This window comes from Neobacillus sp. PS2-9 (assembly GCF_030915525.1).
Taxonomy (GTDB): domain Bacteria; phylum Bacillota; class Bacilli; order Bacillales; family Cytobacillaceae; genus Neobacillus.
Window position 1 is genome coordinate 1,464,299 of record NZ_CP133269.1, and the last position, 24,408, is coordinate 1,488,706.

Annotated in this window: 19 protein-coding genes and 1 other annotated feature; of the genes, 15 read left to right on the top strand and 4 right to left on the bottom strand. The window is 39.9% G+C overall.

Annotated features, from left to right (window positions below):
* Positions 1 to 220: 220 nt before the first annotated feature.
* From clpX to yihA, 4 genes are all read left to right on the top strand, one after another.
* Positions 221 to 1,480, top strand: coding sequence for an ATP-dependent protease ATP-binding subunit ClpX (gene clpX / locus RCG25_RS07195; protein ID WP_308082980.1), 1,260 nt, complete (start codon positions 221 to 223; stop codon positions 1,478 to 1,480).
* Positions 1,481 to 1,750: 270 nt separating this feature from the next.
* Positions 1,751 to 3,418, top strand: a complete 1,668-nt coding sequence (lonB, locus tag RCG25_RS07200) for an ATP-dependent protease LonB (protein WP_308082981.1) — start codon at positions 1,751 to 1,753, stop codon at positions 3,416 to 3,418.
* Between the two features lie 253 nt (positions 3,419 to 3,671).
* Positions 3,672 to 5,999, top strand: coding sequence for an endopeptidase La (lon, locus tag RCG25_RS07205; protein WP_308082982.1), 2,328 nt, complete (start codon positions 3,672 to 3,674; stop codon positions 5,997 to 5,999).
* Positions 5,996 to 6,577: a ribosome biogenesis GTP-binding protein YihA/YsxC gene (gene yihA / locus RCG25_RS07210; RefSeq protein WP_308082983.1), complete on the top strand. Its 582-nt coding sequence runs from the start codon at positions 5,996 to 5,998 to the stop codon at positions 6,575 to 6,577. The genes lon and yihA overlap by 4 nt, the downstream gene beginning before the upstream one ends.
* A gap of 72 nt (positions 6,578 to 6,649) precedes the next feature.
* On the opposite strand, the gene RCG25_RS07215 is transcribed toward yihA, so the two are convergent.
* The gene (locus RCG25_RS07215; RefSeq protein WP_308082984.1) at positions 6,650 to 7,138 is read right to left on the bottom strand and encodes a LiaI-LiaF-like domain-containing protein; all 489 of its coding nucleotides are present in this window, start codon (positions 7,136 to 7,138) and stop codon (positions 6,650 to 6,652) included.
* Positions 7,139 to 7,357: 219 nt separating this feature from the next.
* On the opposite strand from RCG25_RS07215, the gene hemA reads away from it, so the two are divergent.
* The 8 genes from hemA to ysxE all read left to right on the top strand — a co-directional run bounded on the left by hemA (position 7,358) and on the right by ysxE (position 16,230).
* On the top strand, positions 7,358 to 8,701 hold the full coding sequence (gene hemA, locus RCG25_RS07220; RefSeq protein WP_308082985.1) for a glutamyl-tRNA reductase: 1,344 nt from the start codon (positions 7,358 to 7,360) through the stop codon (positions 8,699 to 8,701).
* Between the two features lie 12 nt (positions 8,702 to 8,713).
* Positions 8,714 to 9,547 carry a cytochrome c biogenesis protein CcsA gene (locus tag RCG25_RS07225; RefSeq protein ID WP_308082986.1) on the top strand — a complete coding sequence of 278 codons (834 nt, stop codon included), beginning with the start codon at positions 8,714 to 8,716 and terminating at the stop codon, positions 9,545 to 9,547.
* Positions 9,548 to 9,562: 15 nt separating this feature from the next.
* Positions 9,563 to 10,498 (top strand): hydroxymethylbilane synthase, encoded by a 936-nt coding sequence (gene hemC / locus RCG25_RS07230; RefSeq protein WP_308082987.1) that lies wholly within the window; start codon positions 9,563 to 9,565, stop codon positions 10,496 to 10,498.
* Positions 10,495 to 11,280: a uroporphyrinogen-III synthase gene (locus RCG25_RS07235; protein WP_308082988.1), complete on the top strand. Its 786-nt coding sequence runs from the start codon at positions 10,495 to 10,497 to the stop codon at positions 11,278 to 11,280. The genes hemC and RCG25_RS07235 overlap by 4 nt, the downstream gene beginning before the upstream one ends.
* Positions 11,281 to 12,261 carry a porphobilinogen synthase gene (gene hemB / locus RCG25_RS07240; RefSeq protein WP_308082989.1) on the top strand — a complete coding sequence of 327 codons (981 nt, stop codon included), beginning with the start codon at positions 11,281 to 11,283 and terminating at the stop codon, positions 12,259 to 12,261.
* Between the two features lie 24 nt (positions 12,262 to 12,285).
* The gene (gene hemL, locus RCG25_RS07245; protein ID WP_308082990.1) at positions 12,286 to 13,572 is read left to right on the top strand and encodes a glutamate-1-semialdehyde 2,1-aminomutase; all 1,287 of its coding nucleotides are present in this window, start codon (positions 12,286 to 12,288) and stop codon (positions 13,570 to 13,572) included.
* Positions 13,573 to 14,008: 436 nt separating this feature from the next.
* Entirely contained in the window at positions 14,009 to 15,100 is a 1,092-nt protein-coding gene (gene spoVID, locus RCG25_RS07250; protein ID WP_308082992.1) for a stage VI sporulation protein D, read from the top strand.
* Between the two features lie 92 nt (positions 15,101 to 15,192).
* A complete protein-coding gene (gene ysxE, locus RCG25_RS07255; RefSeq protein WP_308082993.1) occupies positions 15,193 to 16,230 on the top strand; it encodes a spore coat protein YsxE in 1,038 nt (345 codons plus the stop codon).
* Between the two features lie 18 nt (positions 16,231 to 16,248).
* Here the strand turns inward: ysxE and RCG25_RS07260 are convergent, their stop codons facing one another.
* Entirely contained in the window at positions 16,249 to 16,440 is a 192-nt protein-coding gene (locus RCG25_RS07260; protein WP_308082994.1) for a hypothetical protein, read from the bottom strand.
* Positions 16,441 to 16,600: 160 nt separating this feature from the next.
* Positions 16,601 to 16,836, top strand: a binding site (T-box leader).
* Positions 16,837 to 16,896: 60 nt separating this feature from the next.
* On the opposite strand from RCG25_RS07260, the gene RCG25_RS07265 reads away from it, so the two are divergent.
* From RCG25_RS07265 to RCG25_RS07275, 3 genes are all read left to right on the top strand, one after another.
* A complete protein-coding gene (locus RCG25_RS07265; protein ID WP_308082995.1) occupies positions 16,897 to 19,539 on the top strand; it encodes a valine--tRNA ligase in 2,643 nt (880 codons plus the stop codon).
* An 89-nt stretch (positions 19,540 to 19,628) separates the two neighbouring features.
* Entirely contained in the window at positions 19,629 to 20,951 is a 1,323-nt protein-coding gene (locus tag RCG25_RS07270) for a bifunctional folylpolyglutamate synthase/dihydrofolate synthase (protein ID WP_308082996.1), read from the top strand.
* 70 nt (positions 20,952 to 21,021) lie between these two features.
* A complete protein-coding gene (locus tag RCG25_RS07275; protein WP_308082997.1) occupies positions 21,022 to 22,734 on the top strand; it encodes a sensor domain-containing diguanylate cyclase in 1,713 nt (570 codons plus the stop codon).
* A 38-nt stretch (positions 22,735 to 22,772) separates the two neighbouring features.
* Here the strand turns inward: RCG25_RS07275 and RCG25_RS07280 are convergent, their stop codons facing one another.
* Both RCG25_RS07280 and RCG25_RS07285 read right to left on the bottom strand, forming a co-directional pair.
* On the bottom strand, positions 22,773 to 23,927 hold the full coding sequence (locus tag RCG25_RS07280; RefSeq protein ID WP_308082998.1) for a hypothetical protein: 1,155 nt from the start codon (positions 23,925 to 23,927) through the stop codon (positions 22,773 to 22,775).
* Positions 23,927 to 24,397: a PulJ/GspJ family protein gene (locus RCG25_RS07285; protein WP_308082999.1), complete on the bottom strand. Its 471-nt coding sequence runs from the start codon at positions 24,395 to 24,397 to the stop codon at positions 23,927 to 23,929. Before RCG25_RS07285 ends, RCG25_RS07280 begins: the two co-directional genes overlap by 1 nt.
* Positions 24,398 to 24,408: the final 11 nt, after the last annotated feature.

Genomic DNA, 24,408 nt, shown 5'->3' on the forward strand with positions numbered 1-24,408 from the left:
GGTTAAGATTAATGAGTACATAAGTTTTCCATCGACTTACACAAACAAAAAGAGTAAAGAAAAAACATAATGGCATAATGCGTTTTATTTCCAGTCCATTGGCTTCATGTGTTACAATGCAAAATACATACCACCTGAATAGTTAGAAAAATATAGACTTTTGTTTGTGTAAATCACTGCTTCAAATAGGGTACTAACAACGTTTTAAGGGGTGAAAGGATTGTTTAAATTTAATGATGAAAAAGGACAGTTAAAGTGTTCCTTCTGTGGAAAAACACAGGATCAAGTTCGTAAATTAGTTGCCGGGCCTGGAGTTTACATATGCGATGAATGTATCGAGCTTTGCACAGAGATCGTGGAAGAAGAACTTGGAACGGAAGAAGAAGTAGAATTTAAAGACGTTCCAAAGCCAAAGGAAATCTGTGAAATTCTTAAGGAATACGTCATTGGCCAGGACCAGGCGAAAAAATCTCTATCAGTAGCGGTTTACAATCACTATAAGCGAATCAATTCGAACAGCAAAATTGATGACGTAGAGCTTTCAAAGAGTAATATTTGTATGATTGGACCAACTGGTAGCGGTAAAACATTATTAGCACAAACATTGGCTCGAATCTTGAATGTGCCATTTGCAATTGCTGATGCTACTTCCTTAACCGAGGCTGGATATGTTGGGGAAGACGTAGAAAATATTTTATTAAAATTGATCCAAGCTGCTGATTATGATGTGGAAAAAGCAGAAAAAGGAATCATCTATATTGATGAAATTGATAAAATCGCTCGTAAATCAGAGAATCCTTCTATTACACGTGATGTTTCTGGTGAGGGTGTGCAACAAGCATTATTAAAAATTCTTGAAGGTACGGTTGCAAGTGTTCCGCCACAAGGTGGAAGAAAGCATCCACATCAGGAGTTTATCCAAATTGATACTACAAATATTTTATTTATCTGCGGTGGAGCATTTGACGGAATCGAGCCAATTATTAAACGCCGTTTAGGCCAAAAGGTAATTGGATTTGGATCAGATGTGAAGCAGGTAGATGTTTCTCAAAAAGAGCTTCTTTCAAAAGTATTGCCTGAAGACTTACTTCGCTTTGGATTAATTCCAGAATTCATCGGTCGTCTTCCAGTGATTGCTAGCCTTGAGCAATTAGATGAAACAGCATTGATTGAAATTTTAACAAAACCAAAAAATGCGCTTGTTAAACAATATCAAAAAATGCTTGAAATCGATGATGTAGAGCTGCAATTTGAAGATGGCGCATTAGAGGAAATCGCGAAGAAAGCAATTGAACGAAAAACGGGTGCCCGTGGTCTTCGTTCAATAATCGAAGGAATCATGCTTGATGTCATGTTTGATCTTCCTTCACGCGAAGACATTACTAAATGTATTATTACGAAGGAAACTGTCTTAGAAAACAGTGTTCCGAAATTAGTGTTAGAAGATGGAACGGTTGTTGCAGAAGAAAAATCCGCATAAACTTTAAAAGACCTGGCTCTCTGCCAGGTCTTTTTCTATTTCAAGGGATATTAAATTCTACTTCGAGAATTGTCCAGCTCCAGCGCCTAGCCCCTCGGGTCAAATAACCTTCTGCAATAAAAGTCAAAGAGCGACTTTTCTTGCAGAAGAACATTTGCCTGTCGGGGCTGAACAAGTCGCTTCCGCTTTTCTTTTTTTTTGTGGTTTATTCCTTCTTCCAGCAGGAAATACTTATTAATATATTGTGAGTATGTAGTAGGAGGGAAATGTATGAGTTGGACGGGGATTGCCTTATTTATACAGCTATTTTTCGGAATCATTATTGGGCTGTATTTTTGGAATTTGTTGAGGAATCAGCGTACGCAAAAAGTGTCCATTGACCGGGAATCCCGTAAAGAAATGGAGCAGCTTCGCAAAATGAGATCCATTTCATTGACTGAACCATTAGCTGAAAAAGTTCGCCCTACAAGCTTTAAGGATATTGTAGGCCAAGAAGATGGGATTAAATCATTAAAGGCGGCCCTTTGTGGACCGAATCCGCAGCATGTAATTATTTATGGACCACCGGGAGTTGGTAAAACAGCTGCTGCCCGCCTCGTTCTAGAAGAGGCCAAAAAGAATCAAAAGTCACCATTTAAAGCATCCTCTGTGTTTATTGAATTAGACGCCACAACAGCACGGTTTGACGAAAGAGGAATTGCAGACCCTTTAATTGGTTCTGTTCATGATCCTATTTATCAAGGTGCAGGGGCAATGGGACAGGCAGGTATACCACAGCCAAAGCAAGGTGCTGTGACAAATGCACATGGTGGAGTACTCTTTATTGATGAGATTGGCGAATTACATCCAATCCAAATGAATAAACTGCTAAAAGTATTAGAGGATCGAAAGGTCTTTCTGGAAAGTGCCTATTATCATGAAGAAAATACGCAAATACCAACGCATATTCATGATATTTTTAAAAATGGATTACCTGCCGATTTCCGTTTAATTGGTGCCACTACTAGGACTCCAAGTGAAATTCCTCCGGCGATTCGTTCCCGCTGTATGGAGGTTTTCTTCCGTGATCTAAATCAGGAGGAAATTGTGGAGGTAGCGAAGAAAGCGGCTGAAAAAGTAAACTTAGAAATTTTTGAAACAGGTGTGAATACCTTATCTACATATGCGAGAAATGGCCGTGAAACGGTCAATATGATCCAAATTGCAGCTGGGCTTGCTATTACAGAAGACCGTAATTATATCAAGGATGAAGATATTGAGTGGGTCATCCATTCCAGTCAAATGACTCCAAGGATGGAAAGAAAGATTAATGATATTTCACATGTGGGTCTGGTGAATGGATTAGCTGTGTATGGGCCAAACTCTGGTGCCTTGCTCGAGATTGAAGTAACGGTTATCCCTGCAAAAGACAAGGGAACAATCAATATAACTGGGATTGTGGAAGAAGAAAGTATTGGCGGTCAAGGGAAATCCATTCGCCGGAAGAGTATGGCACGTGGTTCGATCGAAAATGTGATTACAGTTCTCCGTTCGATGGGAGTACCCGCTAATGACTACGATATTCACGTTAATTTTCCTGGCGGGGTCCCAATCGATGGACCTTCTGCTGGAATCGCCATGGCAACAGGAATTTATTCCGCCATTTACAAAATTCCCATTGATAACACGGTAGCTATGACTGGTGAGATTAGTATTCATGGCAATGTGAAGCCTATTGGCGGGGTTTATCCTAAAGTGAAGGCAGCAAGAAAGGCAGGAGCCAAAACCGTCATCATTCCAGAGGAAAATATGCAAACCATCTTGAATGAGATTGACGGAATCAACATCGTTCCTGTCACCCATTTACATGAAGTATTCGAGATTGCCCTAGTCCAATCCTTCGGAAAACACGAAGCCATCCCAGCCTCCATCGAGCTAACTAAGAAAGAATCGATTTAATCTAAAAAGAGATTATAGAACTTCGGTTTGTTGTAAAAATCAAACCGGAGTTTTTTTATTGCCATTTTTCTATAAGAAATCCAAAATGAACTTAGGAAGATTTCCTTACGTTTGGGGAAAATATAAATTATATTGAAAAAGAGATCTCGAATCTCTAAAAATAGACACCATATTATAAATACGTTAGAATTGTACAAAGACTAATCTGCTAGTAGTAGTAGGAAAACGAGGATTGCATGTGGAGGTGCATTATATGGCGGAAAAGAACGAATTGATCGTCCCCCTCCTGCCGCTTCGAGGTTTGCTTGTTTATCCGACAATGGTCCTGCATTTAGATGTAGGGCGTGAAAGATCTGTGCAAGCACTTGAAAAAGCAATGGTAGATGACCACTTAATCTTTTTAACAACTCAAAAAGATGTATCAATCGATGATCCATCAGAAGAGGAAATATACAAAGTTGGTACGTTAACAAAAGTGAAGCAAATGCTAAAACTACCAAACGGAACCATTAGAGTATTGGTAGAAGGCTTAAACCGAGCGGAAATTGTTTCATTTTATGAGGAAGAAGAGTATTATTCGGTAAGCGTGGTCACGTATGATGATCCTGACACTAAGGATGTGGAAGACCAAGCCCTGATGAGAACAATGCTTGACTATTTTGAGCAATACATAAAACTCTCAAAAAAAATCTCGGCAGAAACATATGCCTCTGTCGCTGATATTGAAGAACCAGGAAGAATGGCGGATATCATCGCATCTCATTTACCACTCAAGCTAAAGGAAAAGCAAGAAATCCTTGAGACAATTGATGTAAAGAGCCGTGTAAATCGTGTAATTGATACCATTCATAATGAAAAAGAAGTACTTAATTTGGAAAAGAAAATTGGCCAACGAGTAAAACGGTCGATGGAACGGACGCAAAAAGAGTATTATCTTCGTGAGCAAATGAAGGCCATTCAAAAAGAATTAGGCGATAAAGAAGGCAAAACGGGTGAGATTGCGGAGTTGACGAAAAAAATTGAGCAGGCTGAAATGCCTGAGCATGCGAAAAAGGCGGCCCTTAAGGAATTAGATCGATATGAGAAAGTGCCATCTAGTTCGGCAGAAAGTGCAGTCATCCGAAATTATATCGAATGGTTGATAACGATTCCTTGGTCGAAAAAGACAGAGGATGATATTGATATTCTCCGTGCTGAAAAGGTATTAAATCAAGATCATTACGGATTGGAAAAAGTTAAGGAACGGGTACTTGAATATTTGGCGGTACAGAAGCTGACGAATTCCTTAAAAGGCCCTATTCTTTGCTTAGCAGGACCTCCTGGTGTGGGGAAAACAAGCCTTGCCCGCTCTATTGCGTCATCACTGAATCGCAACTTTGTTCGAGTGTCTCTTGGCGGGGTACGCGATGAATCTGAAATTCGCGGCCATAGAAGAACGTATGTGGGAGCCATGCCTGGACGCATTATTCAAGGAATGAAAAAAGCAGGAACGATAAACCCTGTCTTTTTACTTGATGAAATAGATAAAATGTCTAATGATTTCCGTGGAGATCCATCTTCAGCTATGCTAGAAGTATTAGACCCAGAACAAAACCATAATTTTAGTGACCATTATATTGAAGAAACCTACGATTTATCAAAGGTCATGTTTATTGCAACGGCTAATAATTTATCAACCATTCCTGGGCCGCTATTAGACAGAATGGAAATCATTACGATTGCAGGTTACACGGAGCTTGAAAAAGTACACATTTGTAGAGACCATTTGCTACCAAAACAAATTAAAGAAAATGGTTTAACGAAAGGGATTCTTCAAGTTCGTGATGATGCGATACTGAAAGTGGTTCGCTATTATACTCGCGAAGCCGGCGTTCGAAGTTTAGAGCGTCAAATGGCGACCATTTGTAGGAAGACAGCAAAAATCATCGTTTCCGGTGAAAAGAAGCGGGTGATTATCACTGAAAAGAATGTAGAAGAATTTTTAGGAAAGCCAAGATTCCACTATGGAATGGCTGAAACAGAAGATCAAGTAGGAGTGGCAACTGGATTGGCTTATACGACAGTTGGAGGCGACACCCTGCAGATAGAGGTTTCATTGTCTCCTGGTAAAGGGAAGCTTGTTCTAACAGGTAAGCTTGGCGATGTGATGAAGGAATCTGCACAAGCTGCATTTAGTTATGTTCGCTCAAAGGCGACTGAACTGGGCATCGAAGACGATTTCCATGAAAAATATGATATTCATATCCACGTTCCCGAAGGAGCTGTTCCGAAGGATGGACCTTCTGCAGGAATTACAATGGCAACGGCACTCGTATCAGCTTTAACTGGCAAACCGATTCGCAGAGAGGTTGGAATGACGGGTGAGATTACACTAAGAGGAAGAGTTCTACCAATTGGTGGTCTAAAGGAAAAAACCTTAAGTGCCCATCGCGCAGGTCTGACGAAAATCATTCTACCAAAGGACAATGTAAAGGATATTGATGATATTCCAGAAAGTGTAAGGAATGAACTAGAATTTGTACCAGTCTCACATGTGGACGAAGTTCTAAGACATGCCCTTTTAGAAGGTGATACAAAATGAAGGTAGTAAGTTCAGACATTGTCATCAGTGCAGTTAAGCCAGAACAGTATCCAGAAACAGATTTGCCTGAATTTGCTCTTGCGGGGCGTTCAAACGTAGGAAAGTCATCTTTTATTAATAAGATGCTAAACCGGAAAGGATTAGCGAGAATTTCGTCTAAGCCTGGTAAAACCCAAACGTTAAATTTTTACCTGATTAATGAAATCCTTCATTTTGTCGATGTCCCTGGATATGGATATGCCAAGGTTTCGAAGTCAGAAAGGGCCGCATGGGGAAGGATGATTGAAACGTATTTTACCACTCGTGAGCAATTACGGGCAGTCGTCTTAATAGTTGATTTACGCCATCCGCCGACAGCGGATGATGTTATGATGTATGATTTCTTAAAACACTATGAAATCCCGTGCATTGTTATCGCAACTAAGGCAGATAAAATTCCAAAGGGAAAATGGCAAAAGCATCTTAAGGTCACACGCGAAACATTAGACCTTGATAAAAATGACCACTTGATTGTCTTCTCCTCTGAAACGGGAGAGGGAAAAGACAAAGCATGGTCCTTGCTACAGAGTTATATGTAAGTAAGACATAAGAAAACGCCTGGCAGTTAAGTGCCAGGCGTTTTTCTTATGTCAGGCTGGAAAATTTCACTGTTATTTTTTCTTTTTTAGTAGAAAATAAATACCAACAACAATTAAAAGAGCGGGCCAGAATTTCCAAATAAAGCTCATGCCATTTTGTAATAAGCCAAGATAGCCGGCAATTTTATCATAAAATAGTAGCGATACCGCTAAAATGAGAAAGAGGAATGCTTGAAACAAGCCTGTATTTGTTTTTTGGAAACGAAGGAAAAATCCAATTGATATAATGAGAATTAACATGCCAATGGTATGGCTTGGCCAAAAAGACACATGACCGACAAGATGAAAGTGAAGACCGAAACCACTCATGATAACTCCAGGAAGAATGGCTTCATGTTCCTTAGCTGAATAGCCTTGACCTAAAAAAGCAATCCCAACGATCATCAGCAAGGTAGGCCATGTATAAAATTGTTGAAAAATAGTAATTCCTGTTTGCTGTAGTAAAAAGTAAGTTCCAAAACCAATCAGAATAATTCCGGGAAAGATTCGCTGATTTTTCATTAAAAAACACCACTTCCAATAAGGTTCACTTGAATCTATTCTATTTTTTTGATACTGTACTTAAGGAAGTAATAGATAAAACTAAGTCCTATTATTTTTTTATCATAACATATCTTTCGTTTTCTGTTCACATTTTACGAGCAAAAGTCGAAATTGCTCATGATATAATCATACTAGTTAATACTGCTAATGTACTATTAAGTGGGGGTGTACGAAAAAATGCATATTGTAGTAATCGGTCTTAACTATAAAACTGCCCCTGTAGAAATCCGTGAGCGGTTGACATTTAATGAAACCGAACTTTTGGATGCCATAAAAAAGTTAAACACTAAAAAAAGCATCCTAGAAAACATCATCTTGTCTACATGTAATCGTACGGAAATTTATGCGGTTGTCGATCAACTCCATACAGGCCGCTATTATATAAAAGAATTTCTGTCCGAATGGTTCGGTATGGAACAAACGGAATTCTCTCCATTCTTATTTGTTTATGAAGACGATGGAGCTGTAGAGCATTTGTTTAATGTTACATGCGGACTCAATTCCATGGTTTTAGGGGAAACACAAATACTTGGGCAGGTGCGTACTAGCTTTATGCTGGCACAACAAGAGGAAACGACTGGTTCAGTGTTCAATCACTTGTTTAAACAAGCGATTACGGTAGCCAAACGTGGACATTCAGAAACAGATATTGGCGCTAATGCCGTTTCTGTTAGTTATGCTGCGGTTGAGCTGGCAAAGAAAATCTTCGGCTCTCTTGCCAATAAACATGTATTGATTTTCGGTGCGGGAAAAATGGGTGAATTAGCAGCCCAAAACTTGCACGGTAACGGTGTGAAAAAGGTAACAGTGATCAATCGTACTTACGATAAAGCAAAAACCCTTGCCAGCCGTTTTAATGGCGAGGCGAAAACGTTGGCTGACTTACAGCAGTCACTCATTGAAGCGGATATTTTAATTAGCTCAACGGGTGCAAAAGACTTTGTCATTACAAAAGAAATGATGGCTAAGGTTGAGAAAAAGCGTAAGGGCAAACCATTATTTATGGTAGATATTGCTGTACCACGTGATTTGGACCCAAGAATTTCAGAGCTTGAGAATGTCTTTTTATACGATATTGACGATTTAGAAGGCATTGTTGAAGCAAACCTGCAAGAACGCCAAAAAGCAGCAGCTAAAATCAGACTGATGATTGAAAAAGAAATCGTTGATTTCAAGCAATGGCTTGGAATGCTTGGTGTAGTGCCTGTCATTTCCGCTCTTCGCGAAAAAGCTTTGGCTATTCAAGCTGAGACAATGGTAAGTTTGGAAAGAAAATTGCCCAATTTATCAGATCGTGACCTGAAAGTATTAAACAAACATACAAAGAGCATTATCAACCAGCTTTTAAAGGATCCGATTTTACAAGCGAAAGAAATGGCTGCTAGACCAGATGCCGAACAGGCGATGGATTTGTTTATTAAAATATTCAATATTGAAGAGCTTGTTGAAGAACAACATTCGAGAGCAGCCGAAGTTAATACATCACCGGTTCTTAAACCACAGGCTTCCTTTCAGTCATAAGGGGTACCTTCTATGTTCGATGTCTTTATGACAAGGCTTCATGAATTAACGGTTGTTCTATATGCCTTCAGTGTGTTGTTATATTTCTTTGATTTCATTCACCATAACCGGAAGGCAAACCGAATTGCCTTCTGGTTACTTGCATTTGTATGGGTTTTACAAACGATTTTCCTATTTTTTTATATGACAAAAACAGGAAGGTTCCCTGTACTAACGATCTTTGAGGGACTCTATTTTTATGCTTGGGTATTAGTAACATTGTCAATTGGGATAAATCATTTACTGCGAGTCGATTTTATCGTCTTTTTTACGAATATCCTTGGTTTTACCGTAATGGCGATTCATACCTTCGCTCCAATGCAGTACCATTCTCATATCATGGCTAAACAGCTAGTATCAGAACTACTGTTAATCCATATTACAATGGCGATTCTTTCATACGGGGCATTTTCCCTGTCGTTTGTATTTTCAGCCCTGTATCTGCTTCAATATGATCTATTGAAACGGAAAAAATGGGGAACAAGGCTTGTGCGCCTGGCAGATTTAGATAAACTTGAAAAATCATCTTACATATTGGCTGTCATTGGTGTCCCGATGCTCCTGCTCAGCCTTATTTTAGGCTTACAGTGGGCATTTCTAAAGGTTCCTGGGATGCCGTGGTACGATATGAAAATTATTGGGTCGTTTTTGTTGCTAACGGCCTACAGCATCTATTTATATCTCCGGATTGGAAAAAACCTATCTGGCAGAAAGTTAGCCATGTGGAATACGGCTTCATTTTTAATAGTATTAATTAATTTTTTCTTATTTGGTCGATTATCATCTTTCCATTTATGGTATGCATAACCTTAGGAGGCAGTCATGAGAAAAATTATTGTTGGTTCTAGACGAAGCAAGTTGGCATTAACACAAACCAATTGGGTGATTGAACAGCTAAAGAAGCTGGATTCTCGTTTTGAGTTTGAAGTAAAAGAAATCGTAACCAAAGGTGATAAAATCCTCGATGTTACACTTTCAAAAGTGGGCGGAAAAGGGTTATTCGTGAAGGAAATAGAGCAAGCTATGCTTGATAAAGAGATTGATATGGCCGTTCATAGTATGAAAGACATGCCAGCTGTTTTACCTGAGGGTCTTACAATCGGCTGTATTCCTTTCCGTGAAGACCATCGTGATGCTCTTATTTCAAGAGATCATGTTAAGTTGAAAGATTTAAAGCCAGGTGCAATTGTTGGGACGAGTAGCCTTCGCCGCAGTGCTCAGCTATTAATACAACGCCCAGACTTAGAGATTAAATGGATTCGTGGAAATGTGGATACAAGACTAGCAAAATTACAGGAAGAAGAATATGATGCGATCATTTTAGCAGCCGCAGGACTTTCCCGCCTTGGCTGGGCTACTGATGTAGTAACAGAATTTATTGATGCCGATATTTGTGTTCCTGCTGTTGGGCAAGGTGCACTATCCATTGAATGCCGCGAAGATGATAAAGAATTACTAGAGCTGTTTGAGAAATTCACTTGTAAGAAAACAGAAAGAGCGGTTCGTGCCGAGCGTGCTTTCCTGCAAAAAATGGAGGGTGGCTGTCAGGTGCCGATTGCCGGATTTGCTCGAATAGAGGAAAATGATGAAGTCGTATTAAATGTACTTGTTGCTTCTCCAGAAGGTCAAGAGATCTTTAAAGAGGAACTAAGAGGACAAAATCCGGAAGAGCTTGGTGTTCAGGCTGCTGATTTATTAATTAAAAAAGGAGCCAAGGACCTGATTGAAAAGGTGAAACGGGAGCTGGAAGGTCAATGATCCAATCATTGCCCTTGCTTGATAAAAAAGTCCTTGTTCCAAGAGGCGAAAATCAAGCAAAATCCTTTTCACGGCTTGTAGAAAGGGAGGGAGGGATTCCAGTCGAAATCCCTCTTATTTCCTTTCGACCCATTGAAAAAGTCGATCGCCTTCAAGACTCTTTGAAGGCCCTTGATACATATGATTGGATTATTTTTACGAGCAATGTAACGGTTGAGACCTTTTTTTCTTTTTACCAAAAGGAAGAATTGGATGAAAGATTTCCTAAAATCGCAGTGATTGGGAAAAAGACGGCAGAGTGCTTGGAGAAAAAAGGGCTAACTACCGCATTCGTTCCATCTGCCTATGTGGCTGAGGTATTTGTTGAGGAGTTTTTACCTTTTATCCAAAGTGGTATGCGGATTTTGCTTCCGAAAGGAAACCTCGCGCGGGAATACATCTCACGAGCCTTATCAGAAGCTGGAGCTGCGGTTGATGAAATCGTCATTTACGAAACCTATCTGCCTGATGAAAGCCGAGAAAAGCTGGCAAGGATGCTGGCTGACGGGCAACTGGATATTCTGCTGTTTACAAGTCCTTCTACGGTGGATCATTTGATGGAGGTTGTCAAAGACTACGGCCTTGAAGAACAGGTAAACAAGTGTGTCATCGGCTGTATCGGTCCGGTAACAGAGAAAAAGCTAGTTGAACACGGCCTTACCGTTCATGCTTCACCAAAGGAATATACCGTAAAAGAAATGATTAAAAGCACTATTGCTTATTTAGATGTGGAGGAATCATAAATGGAACTTCAATTCAAACGTCATCGCCGCCTGCGTTCTAGTGTCAGCATGCGCGCACTTGTTAGAGAAAATCACTTGAAAGCGGAGGACTTTATCTATCCGCTGTTTATCTATGAAGGGGAAAACATCCGCAATGAAGTGTCATCTATGCCAGGCGTGTTCCAAGTTTCCATGGACCATCTTCAAGCTGAAATGGAAGATATCGTTGCTCATGGCATAAAGTCTGTCCTGTTATTCGGTATTCCTGCGACGAAGGATGCGTGTGGGGAGCAAGCCTATCATGACCACGGAATTGTTCAGGTAGCCACTCGTTTTATTAAAGAACACTTCCCAGAAATCATCGTTGTAGCTGATACTTGCTTGTGTGAATATACAAGCCATGGACACTGTGGCGTCGTTGAAGGGGAAAAAATCCTTAACGATGCGTCATTAGATCTTCTTGTTAAAACAGCAGTGGCACAAGCTCAAGCTGGTGCGGACATTATTGCGCCATCTAACATGATGGACGGCTTTGTTGCTGCTATTCGTGCCGGTCTTGATGAAGCTGGATTTACAGAGATTCCAATTATGTCTTATGCCGTTAAATATGCTTCTGCATTCTACGGACCGTTCCGTGAGGCAGCAGAAGGCGCGCCACAATTCGGTGACCGCAAGACTTATCAAATGGATCCTGCTAACCGAATGGAAGCATTCAGAGAAGCAGAATCGGATGTAGCAGAGGGTGCTGATTTCTTAATTGTTAAACCAGGTATGCCATACCTTGATATCGTTCGTGATATGAAAAATACCTTTAACCTGCCTATTGTTATTTATAACGTAAGCGGTGAGTATTCCATGATTAAGGCAGCTTCTGCAAACGGCTGGATTGACGAGAAAAACACCGTTCTTGAAATGTTGATGGGCATGAAGCGTGCCGGTGCTGACTTGATCATCACGTATGCAGCAAAAGATGCGATTCGCTGGTTGAAAGAAGACCAATAAACATTTTTGAAAAGAGGGAAAAGGATGCGCTCATATACAAAATCGATTGAAGCATTTAAAGAAGCCCAAACCCTTATGCCTGGCGGCGTAAACAGTCCAGTTCGTGCCTTTAAATCAGTGAATATGGACCCGATTTTTATGGAAAGAGGCAAAGGGTCTAAAATTTATGATATCGATGGCAATGAATACATTGACTATGTACTTTCATGGGGTCCTCTAATCCTTGGACATACCAATGACCGTGTCGTCGAAGCAATGAAAAAAGTAGCGGAGCTTGGTACAAGCTATGGTGCTCCTACTTTGATGGAAAATGAGCTGGCAAAGCTTGTCATTGAACGTGTTCCATCAATCGAGGTAATACGGATGGTATCATCAGGTACGGAAGCAACGATGAGTGCCCTTCGTTTAGCAAGAGGATATACAGGCCGTAATAAGATTTTGAAGTTCGAAGGCTGCTATCATGGCCATGGGGATTCCCTGTTAATTAAAGCCGGATCAGGTGTGGCTACACTAGGACTTCCTGACAGCCCTGGCGTTCCTGAAGGAGTAGCATCCAATACGATTACGGTAGCGTACAACGATCTTGAAGGTGTAAAGTATGCGTTTGAGCAATTTGGTGAAGATATCGCCTGTATCATTGTTGAGCCAGTTGCTGGGAATATGGGTCTTGTTCCGCCGCTTCCTGGATTCTTGGAAGGACTGCGTGAGATTACTTCATCAAATGGCGCATTGCTCATTTTTGACGAGGTTATGACTGGCTTCCGCGTGGGCTACAACTGTGCACAAGGGTACTTCAATGTAACTCCTGATATCACTTGTCTTGGAAAAGTAATCGGTGGTGGACTTCCAGTAGGGGCATACGGCGGTAAAGCTGAAATCATGCAGCAAATCGCTCCAAGCGGTCCGATTTACCAAGCTGGAACCCTTTCTGGTAACCCGCTTGCTATGACAGCAGGTTATGAAACTTTGAGCCAATTAACGCCGGAACATTACGAGGAGTTTATCCGTAAGGGAGATCTTCTTGAAAAAGGCTTTAAGGCGGCTGCTGAAAAGTACGATATTCCAATTACATTTAACCGTGCGGGATCCATGATTGGTTTCTTCTTCACCAATGAAGAGGTTATTAACTTTGAAAAAGCAAAAACATCTAATTTAGAGTTCTTTGCAGAGTACTACCGTGAAATGGCGGAGCAAGGTATCTTCTTACCACCTTCTCAATTCGAAGGATTATTCCTATCGACTGCCCATACGGATGAAGACATTGAAAAAACAATACAAGCAGCGGAAATTGCATTTTCGAAGCTTAAATAAATTTGTTTTGGGAGGCACTCACCTAATTTGGTGGGTGTCTTTTTGTTGGGTATTTCTGGGTAAATGTGAAAAAAATGCCAATAACCCTGAAAAATGAGCCAATCTCTTACGAAAATGAGCCAATCGTTGGTTAAAATAAGCCAATAATGATAAATTTTGAGCCAATCAATAATACTCAACAATAAAATAATTTGAATTTCTAGTTGTAAACACCTAAAATGCATTGTAAGTGGTGTAAAATTACACTAATTTAGGCTGATGAAATGATTTATCAGCGGATTTTAAGCCTTTATCAGCGAATTTACCCAATTTATCGGCGAATTTATGATTTTATCAGCGAATCACGTTTCTCCTAATTCTTTTCCCTCTGCAATAATGTTTTTTATCATAAATAAATCTCATTGTTCATAGAGTGTAAGTGACATAGTGATTTTGCGTGAAGGATACGAAAGGAGGAGTCGCTTTGTCCCAAGAGAATCAATCGTGCCTACGATTTTCTTTGGAGGAATCTTTGTGGTTTAGAAAAGGACAGGAAGTCGAGGAACTTCTATCGATTTCTCTAGACCCGGATATTACCATCCAGGAAAACGATCAGTACGTAACCATACGTGGTTCGCTGGAGCTTACCGGCGAATATAAAAGTTACGAACCTAGCAATGAGGGTAGCGAAGAGGAAGTAACATCCCAAAAATTTGTTGAAAGGGTGGCAGAACGCGAGGAGGGCACCTGTGAATTTTCACATCGCTTCCCAGTCGATATCACCATCCCGAACAATCGGATTCAAAGCATCTATGATATTGATGTTCTCGTTGAATCATTCGATTATGCTACACCAGAGCGCAGTTGCCTTAAACTATCTGCAGAGCTGACCATCAGTGGTTTATATGATGCAGAGCAGCAGGAACAAGTAGAACCTGAATATGAGGTACTTAACCGTTACGAAATTGAAGAGGCTGAGGAAGAAGCAGCCATTGAACAAGCAGCAGTTCAAAGCACATACGAAAACAACTTCTTATTTGAAGCAGAGGCAAGAAAACAACAGGAAGAGGAAGAAGTAGAAGTATTACCGAAGTTCCCAACCTTTAACTATCAGCCTTCTGCAGAGGAACAAGAAGAATTTGAGCCTGAATGGGCCAGAAATGAAGGCGGCCAGCCAGTTGAGATTGAAGAAGAGGAAATCGTTGTTCAAGAACAAGCAGCACCACAACCAGAGGTTATTTTTGAAGAGGAAGTAAAGCATGTAGAAGAAAGCTCTTCATCTCCTGAGGAAGCACCTAAGGTCAAGAAGAAGAAGGCAGCCAAGAAAAAGAGTATGACACTTACCGAATTTTTTGCAAGGAAAGATGAAAACTCCGCCCAAACCAGTTTACGAGTTTGCATAGTACAGAAGGGGGATACAGTAAGTACCCTCGCAGACCGTTATGATGTTACGGTTCAAAATCTGTTGCGCGAAAATAATCTGGAACTCAATCAAGATGTGTATGAGGGGCAAGTATTATATATCCCTAGTGCTTTTGCAAAAAAATAACCATTCACAATTGTTGAGCGGGTTTTCTTTAACCTGCTCAGCTTCTTTTAAAAGCTATTTCGGCTTTTCCATTGAAAGAAGGTCGAGTTGACATGAATGAGTCAAATCGGATACAAATGCTAGCACCCGTATTAAAAAATTATTATATTGAACCTCATTTTGTAGAGGATTATGGTACGGTACAAAAAATTTATTCCAATAAAGGTACGTTTGCCTTAAAGAAAATCAATCCCTCAATCGGGACTGATTTCATTCGCCATGTGCATCTTCTGTACCAAAAAGGATTTAATCGCATCGTCCCAATTTATCCAACAATGGACGGCAGGTATGCGGTGCTGCACGAAAATGACTTGTACTATCTCATGCCCTGGATGCCAAATGATTTAAAAGAAAACCGCGAGCAAACCAATCTGCAATTATTTCGCGAATTAGCGAGACTTCATACCCTTTCGGCAAAAGAAATCACTGTCAACAAAGAAGAACGAACAGAGCATTATGAAAAGACCATTCAAGAGATGGAAAAACAACAGGAATTCCTGGATGGTTTTATCGATCAATGCGAAAAAAAGACCTACATGTCTCCGTTCGAATTATTGTATTGCATGTATTATAACGAAATTAGCCAAGCGCTAAGGTTTTCAAAAACAAAATTTGAAGAATGGTACGAAAGCACAAAGGAAACCGAAAAGGCCCGTATGGTCATAACCCATGGGAAATTAGCTTCTGAGCATTTTTTGTATGATGATCGAGGATACGGCTATTTTATTAATTTTGAAAATGCACGTTATGGTTCCCCGATTCATGATTTGCTCCCTTACCTTTCTCGTGCAATTAATACCAGGCCGAAGCGGAGTGATACAGCGATCGACTGGGTGTACCATTATTTCAAATACTTCCCGTTTAAACCAGATGAGAAGCTATTATTCTTCAGCTATTTAGCTCTTCCCATTCCAATCATACAGGTAGCGGAGAGCTATTATCGAAAGCAGGGGCGAAAAAATGAGTTGAAATATGTCAGCCAGCTGCAGCACCGATACTGGCATTTAAAGAATTCTGAGTATATTGTCATGAAAATGACGGAAATCGAAAACGCACAAAAAGCAAAAGAAGGAGCCCAGCAGCAGTCATAACTCTGCAAGATGGGCTCCTTAAATAATGTCAAAATAAATGGATACAGCAAGGACAAGAAAACAGGTTAATAGTAATACATCAAATACGGTTGGTAAAAGCAGCGTCCGGATAAATTGAAAAATACTAAACGGAATAATCAATTGGGCAGCAAACCTTCGGCACATGATGAACCAAGGCTTGTATTTGTATTTATGAAAATTCCTCTTCATCCCAGAATCTCCCCCTTTGGGATTTAACCTTTATTTTATATATATTCCAAATGCCTATAGAAGTTCTCCATTAAATACATACAGTATAAAAAATAAAAAAATTGGTTATCATGATTGACGTCAAACCCTTTTTTTCGGTAGTATAACAATATAATTTAAAAAACAAGCAACGACAGGGAAGAGTACGATGCCATCCTACTTTTAGAGAGGGAAATCATTAGCTGCAAGATTTCCTAAGAGGAACATCAGAAGGTCGCCCAGGAGCTTCTTCTGCGAAAAGGTCAAATGATCTAATTAGTTGAAGACGGATGAAATCCGTTATCCCGTTAAGTGCCAATCATGTTTTTTGATTGGAAAAAAGGTGGTACCGCGAAGCAAACTCCATTCGTCCTTTTATGACGAATGGGGTTTTTTATGTTTCTGTGGAAACAGTAGTTTATGAAGGAGGAATTTTTGATGGAAACAAAAGAATTAACGATGCCAACGAAATACGACCCGCAATCGATTGAAAAAGGTCGTTATGACTGGTGGCTGCAAGGAAAGTATTTTGAAGCAAAGGATGACGAGGGGAAACAGCCATATACCGTTGTTATTCCACCGCCAAACGTAACAGGTAAGCTTCATCTAGGTCACGCATGGGATACAACCCTTCAAGATATTGTTACTCGTATGAAACGGATGCAAGGCTATGACGTGCTTTGGCTTCCTGGGATGGACCATGCGGGAATTGCCACACAAGCGAAGGTAGAAGAGAAGCTTCGCAGTGAAGGCAAAAGCCGTTACGACTTAGGACGTGAAAAGTTTGTTGAGGAGACATGGAAGTGGAAGGATGAATATGCTTCACACATCCGTCAGCAATGGTCGAAGCTAGGATTAGGCTTAGATTACAGCCGTGAGCGGTTCACTTTGGATGAAGGCCTATCAGATGCGGTTCGCGAAGTATTCGTTACCCTTTATAATAAAGGCTTAATTTACCGCGGCGAATATATTATTAACTGGGATCCTTCCACGAAAACTGCCCTTTCTGACATTGAAGTAATCTATAAAGATGTTCAGGGGGCGTTTTACCATCTGAGATATCCTTTAGCAGATGGCACTGGTTCCATCGAGGTTGCGACAACTCGTCCAGAAACGATGCTCGGTGATACAGCTGTTGCGGTTCATCCTGAAGATGAGCGCTACAAGCACTTAATTGGCAAAACCGTTATTCTGCCAATCGTTGGCCGTGAAATTCCAATCGTAGCAGATGATTATGTAGATATGGAGTTCGGTTCTGGGGCGGTTAAAATTACCCCTGCACACGATCCGAACGATTTTGAACTTGGCAACCGACATAATCTTGAGCGTATTCTCGTTATGAATGAAGACGGCTCGATGAATGACAAAGCAGGAAAATATAAAGGTTTGGATCGCTTCGATTGCCGAAAGCAAATTGTAAAGGACCTACAAGAACAAGGCGTTCTTTTCAAAATTGAAGAGCATCTCCATTCCGTAGGCCATTCCGAACGTAGTGGTGCAGTTGTTGAACCTTACCTATCTACTCAATGGTTCGTTAAGATGCAACCACTGGCAGATGAAGCAATTGCCCTGCAAAATAAAGAATACAAAGTCAACTTTGTTCCTGACCGTTTTGAGAAAACCTACTTGCGTTGGATGGAAAATATCCGTGATTGGTGTATTTCACGTCAGCTTTGGTGGGGACACCGGATTCCTGCATGGTATCACAAAGAAACAGGTGAAGTATATGTTGGTCACGAAGCACCAGCAGACGCTGAAAACTGGGAGCAGGACAAAGACGTATTAGATACATGGTTCAGCTCAGCATTATGGCCCTTCTCAACCATGGGCTGGCCGAACAAAGAAGCAGCTGATTTTAAACGTTATTTCCCAACAGACGTTTTGGTAACAGGCTACGATATCATTTTCTTCTGGGTATCCAGAATGATTTTCCAAAGCATCGAATTTACAGGTGAACGTCCATTTAAAGATGTTCTAATCCATGGTCTTGTTCGTGATGAACAGGGACGTAAAATGAGTAAATCACTTGGTAACGGTGTGGACCCAATGGATGTCATTGATCAATATGGGGCAGACTCCTTACGATACTTCTTATCGACTGGATCGTCTCCAGGTCAGGATTTACGCTACAGCACCGAAAAAGTTGAAGCAACCTGGAACTTTGCTAATAAAATTTGGAATGCTTCTCGTTTTGCCTTAATGAACATGGATGGCATGACTTACGAAGAAATTGATTTCAGTGGTGAAAAATCCGTTGCGGATAAATGGATTTTAACAAGATTAAATGAAACGATTGACCATGTTACCAAGCTTTCAGAACGCTACGAATTCGGTGAAGTAGGCCGTGCATTATACAACTTCATTTGGGATGACTTCTGTGATTGGTACATTGAAATGGCGAAGCTTCCATTATATGGTGAAAATGAAGCAGCGAAGAAAACGACTCGGTCCATCCTTGCTTATGTATTAGATCAAACGATGCGTCTGTTACATCCATTTATGCCGTTCATTACCGAGGAAATTTGGCAGAACCTCCCACATGCTGGTGAGTCCATTACAACAGCTGCATGGCCAGAGGTAAAATCAGAGCTTTCCGATGACAAGGCAGCACAGGATATGAAGCTACTTATGGAAATGATTCGCGCGGTACGTAACATTCGTGCGGAAGTGAATACGCCAATGAGTAAGAAAATTAAAATGCTGGTTAAAGCGAAGGACGAATCAATCCTGAAGGCCATCGAAACAAACCGCAGCTATATCGAGCGCTTCTGTAATCCAGAGGAATTACAAATGGGCATCGATATTGAATCACCTGAAAAAGCGATGACAGCGGTTATTACAGGCTTGGAAATCATTCTTCCGCTTGAAGGCTTAATTAATATTGACGAAGAAATTGCTCGTCTTGAGAAGGAATACGAAAAATTAAATAAAGAAGTAGAGCGCGTTCAAAAGAAATTAAGCAATGAAGGATTTATGAAGAAAGCACCTGAAAGTGTTGTTGCTGAAGAGCGTGCAAAGGAAAATGACTATCTTGAAAAAAGAAGCATCGTGGAAGCACGCATTAAAGAATTAAGAGGGTAACCTTTATATAAAGGGGTCAAACCCCACTAAAATAATTGTGGGGTTTGACTCCTTTTTCTTATTAATAAAAATAGATGGGGTGTCACGAAATGTTTACTTCATATAAAGAAGCCCTAGACTGGATCCACGCGAGATTACGGCTTGGGATTAAGCCTGGTTTGAAACGAATGGAATGGATGATGGACAAGCTGGGTTCCCCTGAAAAGAAGATCCAAACGATCCATGTGGGTGGGACAAATGGAAAAGGCTCGACCGTCACCTACCTTCGAAATATTTTACAAGTTGCAGGCTATTCGGTGGGTACCTTCACCTCACCTTATATCGAGCAATTTAATGAGCGCATTAGTGTCAATGGAAAACCGATTACGGATGAAGAGCTTTTACACCTGGCCAATGTTATTCGACCATTAGCAGATGAATTGGAAGAAACGGAGCTTGGGGGACCGACTGAGTTTGAAGTGATCACCGCTATGTCGTTTTATTATTTTGCAGAAATGGGCAAGGTGGACGTGGTTGTTTATGAAGTGGGATTAGGAGGACGATTTGATTCCACCAACATTCTTCATCCACTAGTTTCTATTATTACAAATATCGGATTGGACCACACGAACATTCTTGGAAACTCGTATGAGGAAATCGCTTTTGAAAAAGCAGGTATCATCAAGGAGCATACGCCCATTTTTACGGCGGTTAAACATCCAGGAGCTCTTAAAGTAATAGAAAATCAGGCAGAAAAAATGAAAGCACCGATTTATCGACTGAACCAGGAATTTTCCATTTCTGAGCACCAATCATTGACTAAAGGTGAAAAGTTTACTTTAACTACACCATCACAAGCCTTCAATGATTTCGAAATTAGTATGATCGGTCAGCATCAAACGGAAAATGCGGCCCTTGCAGTCTGTGCAGCACTATACTTAAATCAAGAGGGTTCCTTTCTTATCAGTGACCAAGCCATTAGAGAAGGCCTGAAAAAGGCATACTGGCCAGGCAGGTTTGAAATTCTATCTGAAAACCCGTTAGTTATCATCGATGGGGCTCACAATGAGGAAGGGATTACAGCCCTAGTAAAAGAATTATCAACGAGATATAAAGAACGACACATCCATATTGTGTTTGCCGCATTAAAGGATAAGAAGTTGGATGAAATGATTGCAAAGCTGGATCAAGTAGCTAATCAAATCTCATTTGTCAGCTTTGATTTTCCACGGGCAGCTGCAGCGGAAGAGTTACTGAAGATCAGTCAATCTACCAATAAGGTGGCAGTAACCAACTGGGAGTCCTACCTTTTAGAGGAGATTCAGGCTATAGATTCTTCTAGTATGCTTGTTATTACTGGTTCTCTCTATTTTATCTCTGAGATAAAACCACATTTATGTAAATATTTGAAAAATATGAAAATTTCTTTGTGACAAGCTATAGTAATAGTGGTAAAATGTTTTTATCTCGAATTAATAATAATATGAAGGGGAGGTAAGTAAGATGGTTAAACCGCTAACAAAACAAGCCATTTTTCTTGTATGGTTTTTATTAGTACCTGCAGGGCTGTGGTTTACCTATCATACGTATCCTCTTGAGATTAATGGGCATTGGATAGATCTATTAGCCTTTTTGTTATTAACCTCTGTGGTTGCTTCCATGCCTATTGTCATTAACGAAATGTATATCTTTTTAATTCAATGGGTGGCGCTGGCTACCTTTTTGCGGTTTGGTTTATTCGTTGAGATTATCTTTGCTCAAATTGCAGTTGTTGTATTATTACTTAAACTAAGGATCCTTCGCAGGGGTGAATTTTTCCGCTTACCGCTAAATTTGATTATGTTCTTTTTCGTTTCTTTTTTAAGTGGCGGTTTATATTATTTACTTGGCGGAGATACAGGAGAAAAACTACAAATTAATGCAGACTTCTTGTTGTTGGCGGTCTTGTATGCGGTACTTAGCTATACCTTAAATCAAGTGATTCTCGCATTTAATTTATATGTGATTTATAAAAGTAAGGATCCTTTTTTTGGGAAAGAACTCTTTGTCGAGACAATCACTACGTTAATTACCTTCCCAATCGGATTCATTTTGTACATTCTTTATAATAATTTAGGCTTATTAGCCCTCCTCTTTGTGGGAGTGCCATTTGTTAGCTTATCTATGATCTTTAATCTCTATTATTCTAGTGAAAAAATAAATGAGTACCTGCAAAAGGCAGCCGAAATTGGTCATCAAATGGCTGAACGCTTGTATATTGATGATGTCGTTAACCTATTTATTCAGAAATTAAGTGAAATGCTACCAGTAGACTATGCTTATATACTTGAGGCTAGTGGCGATGAACTGAAATTGATTCGCCGGATTGAATCAGGGAATGCGTTACCAAATGATCAGCAGACTATGAGTATTCATGAAGGAATCAGTGGAATGGTTTGGGAAAGCCGAAAGGCCTTCCTATTCAAAACTAAGAAGGACTGGATTGAGTATTCGAATGGCTACATTCCGAAGGATGCCGAAAGTATTCTGGGTGTACCCATCATTCGAAGTAAAAAGTTAATTGGTGTCTTACTGTTAGCTTCAAGAAGAAAACGGGCCTATGAAAAATCTCAACTAATGATTATCGATATTCTTTGCTCTCATTTTGCCGTAGCAATTGAAAATGCACGCCATTATGAGCAAACCAAGAGACAGAGCGAACGTTGTGCCTTAACGAGTCTATATAATTATCGTTACTTTGAGAATATGCTAACAGAAGAATTTGAAAAACTCACCCGTTTCGAACGCAAAATGCTTTCATTAATTATTCTCGACATTGACCATTTTAAAAACGTGAATGACACGTATGGCCATCAAAGTGGAAATGAAATTCTATGCGAACTGGCTAACAGGTTAAATAAGCTGGTAGGAGGCCGAGGAACTGTTGCCCGGTATGGTGGCGAGGAATTTGTGGTCCTTTTACCAGATGTATCAAAAGAAGATGCCTATCAAATGGCTGAACTCATCCGTCAATCCATCGCCAACTGGCCTTTCATCATAAGCCAGTCGTTAGACCAAAAGCATCAGCAAGTCAGAATCACGGCTTCCATCGGTGTGGCAACCGCACCAGAGGATGCTGAAGATGCATTAGCATTAATCCGCCATGCAGATCGGGCGCTTTATGTTGGGGCTAAGAGGGCTGGACGGAATCGTGTTGCGGAATATTCTTCATGTTAAAAGGAGTGAAATTGTTTTTAACAATCACACTCCTTTTTTTATTTATAATCAACATTATTAATTAATGTACTTATATCATCTCCCCAGTTAATTTGAAAAGCTGAAGGGATGTAGGTTCCACATTCAGATTTAAATGCAGAATCGGTGACCCTGTAAGGAGATATTGTACTACCGTTTACTTTCCCATATACTATTAATTTCCCTGGTGGATTACTTGTAGAAACTGAAATACTCCCGGCGGTTAAATCGCCTCGAACACACATTTTAGAAGAAGAGCCAATTGATAAGGATTTAGCCACCGTGGCATTTCCTCCAATTTGTATTTTTGAAGAACCATATATGTCTAGATGTCCTCCAAAATAAGCATTATCCTTCGTTTCTACTTTGAAATTTAATGCTTTATTCATGTTGTTCCCTATAGTAATTGGACCCTCAGCATGTATAGAAATATTACTTTTGTTATTTTCATTCCCTGTACCTACTTGAGTAAAAGAACCTGTAGTATAGATGGTTTGAGTAGATTTTTTAAATGAATTATTCCCACTAAAGTTTCCGTTCCCGGCTATATAAACTTCGCTGCAATCTAAATTACTACATCCAACTTTAGGCTTTGGTATTTCATTGTAGCTTGGAAGAGAATAGCCACCAGATGACCCACTGTTTGCTAAATTGGTTATAGTGTCTAAATTGATTGTCATTTTTGCTGTTAATTTGGAGCCACTACTCGTTCCAGTTTCCTTACCAACAATATCAAAAGTGATAAAAACTTTGCTAGAATTTATATCAGTATCTGGAGAAGCTATTAAGTTGCTAATTGTAAATGTAGCATTAGTATCACTTATTGGTATCGGTGCTTGTGTGGTTCCAATGGGATAGGATTTTTGTATTTCATCAGCGAGAACAATTGCAGCCTGTCTTTTAAAATTTGCTGTTGGAGTTGTTGTCATTATTGCTTTGACTCTATCGTTTACAGCACTTTGTTTAGATTCAAATAGATTTTGAATAGCTACTTTATAATAGGTTACACCCATTTCAGCTGTATCGATCGAAAGAGATTTCTTTTCTACTACTTGATTTTGCTTCACACTTGTAAAAGCTTGTCCCATGAAAGACAAAAACACGACCATAAAAATTACTACAATTAGTAAAACTGTTACAAGTGCATAGCCTTGTTCACTCTTTGCATTAAGCATTAATAACCAACCCCCTTCATTCGATAAAGAAATGTACTTATAGTTAAATTATTGCCCGGATTGTTTTTATCACTTGTATTTATGTTGAGTGTAATATCAGACTTGTTGGGTTGGATATTAATCGGTCCAGCTCCTTGATTGATAGAATCAACAATAATTTCAAGCTTGAAGCATATTTGAGAATGACTAAATATTTGTGTTTGAGCTGTAGATGTAGGGTCTTTTTGATAAGTAACTGTGATATCACAATTTGAAGATTTAATTGTGTAATTAATATTTGATTGATGAATTTTTTTAAGGTTGGTTATAAGAATGTTTGTTTCCTGCTGCATAGAATTTCTTGATGTAGCTTTTTTTGAATACGAATAACCTTGATAAAAGACATTCCAAATGATAACACCAATAATTGAAAGAATTGCTACTGCAATTAAAACCTCAATCAGTGTTAAGCCACGTTCATTTCGACTCATTCATAACCACT

Excerpts from the sequence above, each read along its gene's own strand:
- lonB (WP_308082981.1), top strand. The coding sequence starts at position 1,751 with ATGAGTTGGACGGGGATTGCCTTATTTATACAGCTATTTTTCGGAATC.
- lon (WP_308082982.1), top strand. The coding sequence starts at position 3,672 with ATGGCGGAAAAGAACGAATTGATCGTCCCCCTCCTGCCGCTTCGAGGT.
- yihA (WP_308082983.1), top strand. The coding sequence starts at position 5,996 with ATGAAGGTAGTAAGTTCAGACATTGTCATCAGTGCAGTTAAGCCAGAA.
- RCG25_RS07215 (WP_308082984.1), bottom strand. The coding sequence starts at position 7,138 with ATGAAAAATCAGCGAATCTTTCCCGGAATTATTCTGATTGGTTTTGGA.
- hemA (WP_308082985.1), top strand. The coding sequence starts at position 7,358 with ATGCATATTGTAGTAATCGGTCTTAACTATAAAACTGCCCCTGTAGAA.
- RCG25_RS07225 (WP_308082986.1), top strand. The coding sequence starts at position 8,714 with ATGTTCGATGTCTTTATGACAAGGCTTCATGAATTAACGGTTGTTCTA.
- hemC (WP_308082987.1), top strand. The coding sequence starts at position 9,563 with ATGAGAAAAATTATTGTTGGTTCTAGACGAAGCAAGTTGGCATTAACA.
- RCG25_RS07235 (WP_308082988.1), top strand. The coding sequence starts at position 10,495 with ATGATCCAATCATTGCCCTTGCTTGATAAAAAAGTCCTTGTTCCAAGA.
- hemB (WP_308082989.1), top strand. The coding sequence starts at position 11,281 with ATGGAACTTCAATTCAAACGTCATCGCCGCCTGCGTTCTAGTGTCAGC.
- hemL (WP_308082990.1), top strand. The coding sequence starts at position 12,286 with ATGCGCTCATATACAAAATCGATTGAAGCATTTAAAGAAGCCCAAACC.
- ysxE (WP_308082993.1), top strand. The coding sequence starts at position 15,193 with ATGAATGAGTCAAATCGGATACAAATGCTAGCACCCGTATTAAAAAAT.
- RCG25_RS07260 (WP_308082994.1), bottom strand. The coding sequence starts at position 16,440 with ATGAAGAGGAATTTTCATAAATACAAATACAAGCCTTGGTTCATCATG.
- RCG25_RS07265 (WP_308082995.1), top strand. The coding sequence starts at position 16,897 with ATGGAAACAAAAGAATTAACGATGCCAACGAAATACGACCCGCAATCG.
- RCG25_RS07270 (WP_308082996.1), top strand. The coding sequence starts at position 19,629 with ATGTTTACTTCATATAAAGAAGCCCTAGACTGGATCCACGCGAGATTA.
- RCG25_RS07275 (WP_308082997.1), top strand. The coding sequence starts at position 21,022 with ATGGTTAAACCGCTAACAAAACAAGCCATTTTTCTTGTATGGTTTTTA.
- RCG25_RS07280 (WP_308082998.1), bottom strand. The coding sequence starts at position 23,927 with ATGCTTAATGCAAAGAGTGAACAAGGCTATGCACTTGTAACAGTTTTA.
- RCG25_RS07285 (WP_308082999.1), bottom strand. The coding sequence starts at position 24,397 with ATGAGTCGAAATGAACGTGGCTTAACACTGATTGAGGTTTTAATTGCA.